At 36.1% G+C, this 8,215-nt stretch carries 5 protein-coding genes and 1 pseudogene; 1 reads left to right on the top strand and 5 read right to left on the bottom strand.

The genetic code is table 11. The features are described from left to right. Positions 1–223: pseudogene (locus BM212_RS12670) on the top strand (ISNCY family transposase); the annotation flags it as partial. 228 nt (positions 224–451) lie between these two features. Here the strand turns inward: BM212_RS12670 and gyrA are convergent. From gyrA to dnaN, 5 genes are all read right to left on the bottom strand, one after another. Continuing rightward, positions 452–2,962 (bottom strand): DNA gyrase subunit A, encoded by a 2,511-nt coding sequence (gene gyrA, locus BM212_RS11450; protein ID WP_177206463.1) that lies wholly within the window; start codon positions 2,960–2,962, stop codon positions 452–454. Between the two features lie 145 nt (positions 2,963–3,107). Next, positions 3,108–5,039, bottom strand: coding sequence for a DNA topoisomerase (ATP-hydrolyzing) subunit B (gene gyrB, locus BM212_RS11445; protein WP_425434177.1), 1,932 nt, complete (start codon positions 5,037–5,039; stop codon positions 3,108–3,110). Positions 5,040–5,056: 17 nt separating this feature from the next. Then, positions 5,057–6,178: a DNA replication/repair protein RecF gene (recF, locus tag BM212_RS11440; RefSeq protein WP_091898659.1), complete on the bottom strand. Its 1,122-nt coding sequence runs from the start codon at positions 6,176–6,178 to the stop codon at positions 5,057–5,059. Further along, the gene (gene yaaA, locus BM212_RS11435; protein ID WP_091898657.1) at positions 6,178–6,411 is read right to left on the bottom strand and encodes a S4 domain-containing protein YaaA; all 234 of its coding nucleotides are present in this window, start codon (positions 6,409–6,411) and stop codon (positions 6,178–6,180) included. Before yaaA ends, recF begins: the two co-directional genes overlap by 1 nt. A 314-nt stretch (positions 6,412–6,725) precedes the next feature. Further along, positions 6,726–7,862 (bottom strand): DNA polymerase III subunit beta, encoded by a 1,137-nt coding sequence (dnaN, locus tag BM212_RS11430; RefSeq protein WP_091898654.1) that lies wholly within the window; start codon positions 7,860–7,862, stop codon positions 6,726–6,728. Positions 7,863–8,215: the final 353 nt, after the last annotated feature.

Genomic DNA, 8,215 nt, shown 5'->3' with positions numbered 1-8,215 from the left:
CGGAGATATCTATGTAAATATAGCTGAAAAAATATACACAACAAGGAGACTGAAAGAACATGACTACTACTCACAAGAGTTTGATCCGATTCCAGAGCAAAAAAAAGAAAGACGCCAGTATATTCCCCCACAATCTCACCCGTGGAAACTAGAATCTTTCAAAAGATATCTTCGCAGTGTCGGAAAAACACTCGAAGAGTACGAAGCTGAACAAACAGCTTAGGACTAATTTTAACAAATTCGGTCACATTAATGCAAGCTTTTGCGAAGTAAAAGCTTGCATTAATGTGAGCCTTGGTTTTAGGACATTTTAACTTTCGCTTGACATATTATTTATTTACATATTTAACATTATAAATTAAGGAACTAACATTCGCTTTTAAAGGCTGCACTAACAAAAACATCTTATACTCATAAAAATTCTAAATGAGTATAAGATGCTTCTCCATTTCTATTCTTCTGTAGTTTCGCCAGTTTCATTTTGCTCTAAATTTTCATTTTCAGTTTTAGAATCTACTGTTTCTTCTGAGCTCAATTCAACTTCTTCTGTTTCTTCTTGAGGCTCGATTTTTGCTAAAGTCGATACTTTTCCGCCTTCTTCTAGACGCATTAACCTGACACCTTGTGTTGCACGTCCAGTTTGCGAAATGTTTTTAGAATGGAACCGGATAATTACGCCACTGTTAGTAATCAACATGATATCTTCATGGCCATCTACTGTTTTCAGACCAATAAGTGGTCCGTTCTTTTCAGTAACATTAGCTGTTTTGACCCCTTTACCACCACGGCCACGAATTGCATATTCTTTAGCCGGCGTACGTTTACCATATCCATTCTCAGTAATCATCAGTACTTCAGAATCTTCACCTAATAGATCCATACCGATTACATTATCACCGTCTCTTAGATTAATTCCTCGAACACCTGCTGCTGCTCTACCCATACTTCTTACTTTACTTTCATGGAAGCTGACAGCATATCCATCTCGAGTCCCAATGATGATATTCTGATCTCCATTTGTTAAAGAGACATCAATCAGTTCGTCTTCATCTCTTAACACGATTGCTTTTAATCCACTAGTACGAATATTAGTAAATTCACTCAGAGAAGTACGTTTAACAGTTCCTTTACGTGTTGTAAAGAAAAGATGTTCATTTTCCGCTGATTCTCCTCTTCTATTGATAATCGCTTGTATTTTTTCAGTATTTTCAATACCTAAAAAGTTTATTGCCGGGATACCTTTGGCTGTACGACCATATTCTGGTATTTCGTATCCTTTAGCTTTATAAACTTTTCCAGTGTTTGTAAAGAACAATAGTAAATCATGCGTAGAACAAGTCAGCAGCGTTTCCACAAAGTCATCTGTGTTCGTACCCATTCCCTTAACGCCTCTACCACCCCGGTTTTGAGCTTTAAATTCAGAAATTGGCATACGTTTCATATAGCCATTATGGGATAATGTAATGGCAATTTCTTCTTCTTCGATCAAATCTTCGTCTTCTAAACTTAGTGATTCACCGACTAACAGTTCTGTACGACGATCATCTCCATGTTTCTCAGAAATTTCTTCTAGTTCAATTTCAATAATTTCATTGATTCGCTCAGGACGAGCAAGAATATCATTCAAGTCATTAATTGTTGCAATCAGCTCTTGATACTCTCCCTCAATTTTTTCCCGTTCTAACCCTGTCAAACGCACCATACGCATATCCAGGATAGCCTGTGACTGACGTTCAGAAAGGCTGAATTTTTCAATCAGTGTTTCCTTAGCAATCTGACCTGTCTGTGACCCGCGAATAATTGAGATGATTTCATCAATATGATCTAGCGCTATACGTAAACCTTCTAAGATATGCGCACGTGCCTCTGCTTTTTTCTTATCATATTCAGTTCTTCTTCTAATTACAATTCGTTGATGTTTCAAATATTCTATCAAAATCTCTTTAAGACCAAGCGTTTTAGGAATACCATTTACGATTGCCAGCATATTGAATCCAAAAGAAGTTTGCATAGGAGTCATTTTATACAGATTATTTAAAATTACACTAGCTGAAACATCTCTTCTGACATCAATAACAATACGCATACCATCTCTATCTGACTCATCGTTTAAGTCAGTAATTCCTTCAATCCGCTTATCCCTTGCTAACTCAGCAATACGTTCAACTAGCTTAGCTTTATTTACTAAATATGGAAGTTCATCGACAATAATACGTTCACGACCATTTTTCAGAACCTGAATATGCGCTTTTGCACGAACTTTTATTGATCCGCGACCAGTCTCATAGGCTTTTCTAATTCCTGATTTACCAAGTACCATTGCTCCAGTAGGGAAATCCGGACCTGGTAAGACTTCCATAAGATCAGCAACTGTTGCTTCACTGTTACTCATAAGTATGCGACAAGCTGCGATGACTTCTTTAAGGTTATGTGGCGGTATATTTGTTGCCATCCCTACTGCAATTCCAGAAGCGCCATTTACTAATAAATTAGGGAATCTTGCTGGCAATACGTCAGGTTCTCTTTCAGAACCATCGTAATTGTCATGATAATTGATAGTATCTTTATTGATATCACGCAACATCTCTAATGCAATTTTGCTCATTTTTGCTTCTGTATAACGCATAGCTGCTGCGCTATCTCCATCGACAGATCCAAAGTTTCCATGTCCATCTATCAATGGATTTCTATAACTAAAATCTTGTGCCATACGAACCATAGATTCATAGATGGCAGAATCCCCATGCGGGTGATATTTACCCATTACATCTCCGACAATACGGGCAGATTTTTTGTAGGCTTTATCAGGAGTCATCCCAAGTTCATTCATCCCATACAATATGCGACGGTGAACAGGTTTTAATCCGTCTCGTACATCTGGTAAGGCACGGGAAACAATAACGCTCATCGCATAGTCCAAGAATGAATTTCTCATCTCACTAGACAGATTGATTTGTTCCATACGTGCTTCTTTATTTTCAGCCAAGTATTTTATCCTCCTTGTTTTCATCAAAACAACTTAAAAACCGTGTGTCTATTCTGACAATCGGTACATAGCACACGGTAGTTAATTTGTTTCTATTTGCTTTAGTCAGTTTTATATCTAATTAAATATCGATGTTTTGAACATACTGTGCGTTATCTTCGATAAATACTCGACGAGGTTCAACTTTCTCGCCCATAAGCATATCAAAAACTACATCCGCTTCGATCGCATCTTCCACAGTCACTTGTAGTAAACGACGATGTTCCGGATTCATAGTTGTATCCCATAGCTGTTCAGCATCCATTTCTCCAAGTCCTTTGTAACGTTGGATATCCGGTTTAGGAGTTGGTGGAATCTCTTTAAGATATTCTTCTAACTGTTTGTCTGTATCTAGATAAACTTCCTTTTTCCCTTGTTTAACTTGGTATAAAGGAGGCTGTGCAATATAAACAAATCCTGCTTCAATTACTGGTCTCATATAACGGAAAATCAATGTCAACAGTAACGTACGAATATGCGCACCATCGACATCAGCATCGGTCATAATAATCAATTTATGGTAACGTGCTTTATCAATCTCAAATTCTTCCCCAAATCCAGTCCCCATAGCAGTAAATAAGGAACGGATTTCTTCATTCGCTAAGATACGATCGATCGATGCTTTTTCAACATTCAGGATTTTCCCTCTGATTGGCAAGATGGCCTGAAACAGTCTCGAACGTCCTTGTTTAGCAGACCCGCCAGCGGAATCTCCCTCTACAATAAAGATTTCTGATTTTTCTGGATCTTTTGAAGAACAGTCGGCTAATTTTCCGGGAAGGTTGCTGATTTCTAGTCCGTTTTTCTTACGAGTCACTTCTCTAGCACGTTTAGCTGCTAGACGAGCACGTGCTGCAAGCAATGCTTTTTCGACAATTTGTTTACCCATAGTTGGATTTTCCATAAGAAAGCGATCAAAATGCTCACTAAATAAACGATCAGTAATTGTACGAACTTCTGAATTACCTAGTTTTGTTTTTGTTTGTCCTTCAAATTGAGGATCCGGATGTTTGATGCTTAATACAACTGTCAATCCTTCACGAACGTCTTCACCCGTTAAATTATCATCATTTTCTTTTATAATTTTATTACGACGAGCATAATCATTAATAATTCTAGTTAATGCTGTTTTGAATCCAAACTCATGCGATCCACCTTCATAAGTATGGATATTGTTTGCAAAACTCATAATATTCGTATGGAAACCATCTGTATGCTGCAAGGCAACTTCTACGACTATACCTTCTTGCTCTCCTTCAAGGAAAATAGGCTCTTCGTATAATGTGGTTTTTGTTTGATTCAGATAGCTAACATAGCTTTTGATTCCACCATCATAATGATAATCTAATCGAACAGGTTCTTCTTCTCGACGATCTTCAATAGAAATCTTTAATCCTTTATTCAAAAAAGCTAATTCTCTAACACGAGTAGCTAATTTATTAAAATCGTACTCTGTTGTTTCTTTAAAAATCTCAGCATCTGCTTTGAATCGAACTTCTGTTCCACGTTTATCAGTTGCAACTGTTTCTTTTAAATCATACATAACAGCTCCACGTTCATAACGCTGATTATAGACTTTCCCATTTTTGTGGACATCTACTTCAAGATATTCTGAAAGAGCATTTACAACTGAAGATCCTACACCGTGTAATCCTCCAGAAACTTTATATCCGCCACCACCGAATTTACCACCGGCATGCAAAATAGTAAAAACAGTCTCCACAGCGGGACGTCCTGTTTTCTGCTGAATATCAATTGGGATTCCACGACCATCATCTGTAACTGTTACAATATTTTCAGGTTCAATCGTTATTGTAATATGTTCTGCATATCCTGCCATCGCCTCATCGATAGAGTTATCTACAATCTCCCATACAAGGTGGTGCAAGCCTGCTTCACCTGTTGAACCAATGTACATACCCGGACGTTTTCTAACAGCTTCTAGGCCCTCTAATACTTGAATCTGACTAGCATCATATTCTTCACGTAATTCTACGACTTCTTTTGGAGTCAGTTGCTCATCTGCCAAATTTATTCACTCTCCCTAACAATCTTCCCATTTGATACTTTAAAAATACGGGGGTCATTCAATAACTCTTTTTTAACGCCATCCAGACTTGTGGTCGTTAAGAATGTTTGGACTTTATCTTGAATTGATTTAAGTAAATGAGTTTGACGGTCATCATCTAATTCACTTAGTACATCGTCCAATAATAAAACGGGGTATTCCCCCGTCATTTCATACATTAATTCAATTTCTGCCAGTTTTACACTTAAAGCAGTTGTTCTTTGTTGCCCTTGAGATCCGTAGGTTTGAACATTCTTTTCGTTGATGTAAAAGCGGAGGTCATCTCTATGGGGGCCAATAACTGTAGTGCCTTGGTCTATTTCTCTTTGCTGATTTTTTTCGAATTGCTCTAACAAATCCAGCATTAGTTGATTTTTATCCTTTTCAGATTGTACTGAAAAGGAGGAAGCATATTCTATGCGTAGTTCTTCTTTCGCTTGAGAGATATCTCTATGGATCGGTCGAGCCCACTCTTCCAAGCGTTTAGTAAATTTAAAACGTTCACTTAGTACTTCTGCACCTTCAGCTGCCAACTGGTCATTCAATACTTCTAAATAGGTCTGATCTAATTTATTTTTAAACCTAGCTTGTTTTAGATATTGATTCCGCTGTTTAAGGATTTTCTGATATTCAACTAGATGATGAAGATAGATCGGACTCATCTGCCCCATTTCCATATCCAGAAATTTTCTTCGTACAGAAGGTGCACCTTTCACTAAAGATAGATCTTCAGGTGCAAACAAAATAACATTTAAATGTCCGATATATCCGCTCAGCTTTTTTTGCTCAAGACGATTTAATTTTGCTTTCTTTCCTTTTTTAGAAAGAACAATCTCCAATGGAAATTTACTTTGATTTTTCTCAATTAATCCAGTAACTTTTGCAAAGTCCTGATCCCAGCCAATTAATTCTTTATCGTTAGCAGTCCGATGACTTCTAGCCATTGCCAGTACATAGATACTTTCCATCATATTTGTTTTCCCTTGAGCATTTTCACCTAAAAAAACATTGATATTTTTAGAGAACTCAACTTCAGCTTTATCATAATTCCGGTAACCTGTCAGTCGAAGATCTTTCAAATACATTAGGCATCCTCTTGTTTTAACGACTCTACTACAAAGCTACCAACTTCTGGAATATCTACTACAGAACCGTTATAAAGCTTTTTACCTCTTCTATTTTCAAGTTCTCCGTTTACGTATACCTCAAACTGTTCTAAAAATGGTTTTGCCATTCCACCACTTGAGATTACATTCGCATGCTTTAGAAACTGTCCTAAAGTAATATATGCGTCTTCAATTTGAATTGGGGTGTTCACCACTATCGGCTCCTTAAAATAAGAAATCTTTTTACTGTTCTTAATCGTAATTTTTATCATAACTATACTTAATTTATTATAACCCAAAAACCAGTCCAATACAAATTTTAGTGGGAAATAATGGCCTCTGATAGATTTTTTATATAAAAAAAGAAATATCATTTTTTTTATTAAACACGCTCAGAATTCAAAAATAAGCAGAATTTATAATGTTACCTCGAATTTTCCTGTATAAACAAAAAAATCCTAGATTAGAAGAAAGTAAGGTTACGCTGTCTTCTTATCTAGGATCATTCAAATGGAATCTATCAGGCTTATGAAGTACGAATTGGTGTAATCAGTTGAATAAATTCTCTGTTGTCATCACTTGGCACCAAGACAAATGGTCTTAAAGTTGAAATTAGTTTTAATGTGATCTCTACAGGACCAAAAGTATTCAATGCTGCTTTTAAGTAATCAGGATTAAATGAGATTTCCATTTCTTCTCCATCAATATTCTTAAATGAAACATTTTCGTTTACACGACCAACTTCTGGAGAATTTCCAGTAATTTCAATTTCATCTTTACTTACAGATAACTTTACGACATTATTTTTACCTTCATGAGATAAAAGAGAAGCACGTTCCACTGCTCCAAGCAACACTTGTGCATCAAGAGTAATTTGAGTTGAAGAAGTTTCTGGAATCAAACGGTCAGTATCAGGATAATTACCTTCTAGCAAGCGAGAATAAAAATGTGTATCTTCTGTCTTGAATAAAATCTGATTTTCTGTAATCGCTACTGTAATCTCATCGAGTGTGTCATCTAGTAATCTAGATAATTCCTGCAGACTTTTTCCTGGTATAACAATGTTATAAGAAAAGTCTCCAGCTGATTCTAATGGTATCACTCGCTGACTTAAACGATGACTATCAGTTGCAACAGCTTTTAGTTTTCCTTCTTTAAGAGACAGATTTACTCCAGTCAGAATAGGACGACTTTCATGTGAAGAAACAGCTATAACTGTTTGTTTTACAATGGTTTTCAGTAATTGAACAGGAAGTGTAAAAGCTTGATCAGTATCAATTTCTGGTAAATGTGGATAGTTTGCAGCGTCTAATCCATTAATTAAAAAAGATGACGAAGATGACTTAATTGCTGTCTGAACACGATCCATTACTTCTACAGAAAAGGTTTCATCTGGTAATTTATTGACGATATCGCTAAAAAAACGAGCAGGTTGTAAAACAATACTACCTTCTTCTTCGATTTTTAATGTAGCTTTTTCATCATGTATGGAGATTAGTGTTTCAATAGAAATATCTGAGTTACTACCTGTTAATTTTATTCCTTCTGAATCTGCAACAAGTTTTATCCCTGTTAGTATTGGAATCGTTGTTCTTGAAGAAACAGCGAGTTGAACATCTTTAAGCTTTTTTAAAAAAGCTATTCTATTAACTGTAAATTTCATAAAATCCCTCCGTGCATTTTATTAGTAATTACCAATTTTTTTGTTTTTTCGTGTTGTTTTAATGCAACTATCGTTGCTCTATCAATTAAAATACAAAAAGGCACCTCTTCCCCCCCTTAATCTGATAAAATGAAGTTCACTAAAACAAACATTCATCACTTAAGGAGTGAAAAGAGATGCCTAATCTACTTCAGATTATCATGTATTTAGTTAATAAAATCAAGTGGCAAAACAGTTTAATTCAACTTTTAAACGATTATATTACTTGGCTTGAAGATGCGGGTGATCGACCACCTAAAGGGACCGATATCACAAAGCTTGATTACAACAAATTGACCCTTGATGACCCACCG

The sequence above is a fragment of the Marinilactibacillus piezotolerans genome, assembly GCF_900114235.1.
Lineage (GTDB): Bacteria > Bacillota > Bacilli > Lactobacillales > Carnobacteriaceae_A > Marinilactibacillus > Marinilactibacillus piezotolerans.
The sequence above is the reverse complement of the archived record's forward strand: the minus strand, read 5'-3'. Positions and strand labels throughout refer to the sequence as shown.

What these genes read in the sequence shown, in the direction of transcription:
- gyrA (WP_177206463.1), bottom strand. Translation starts at nt 2,962, where the DNA reads ATGGAACAAATCAATCTGTCTAGTGAGATGAGAAATTCATTCTTGGAC.
- recF (WP_091898659.1), bottom strand. Translation starts at nt 6,178, where the DNA reads ATGTATTTGAAAGATCTTCGACTGACAGGTTACCGGAATTATGATAAA.
- dnaN (WP_091898654.1), bottom strand. Translation starts at nt 7,862, where the DNA reads ATGAAATTTACAGTTAATAGAATAGCTTTTTTAAAAAAGCTTAAAGAT.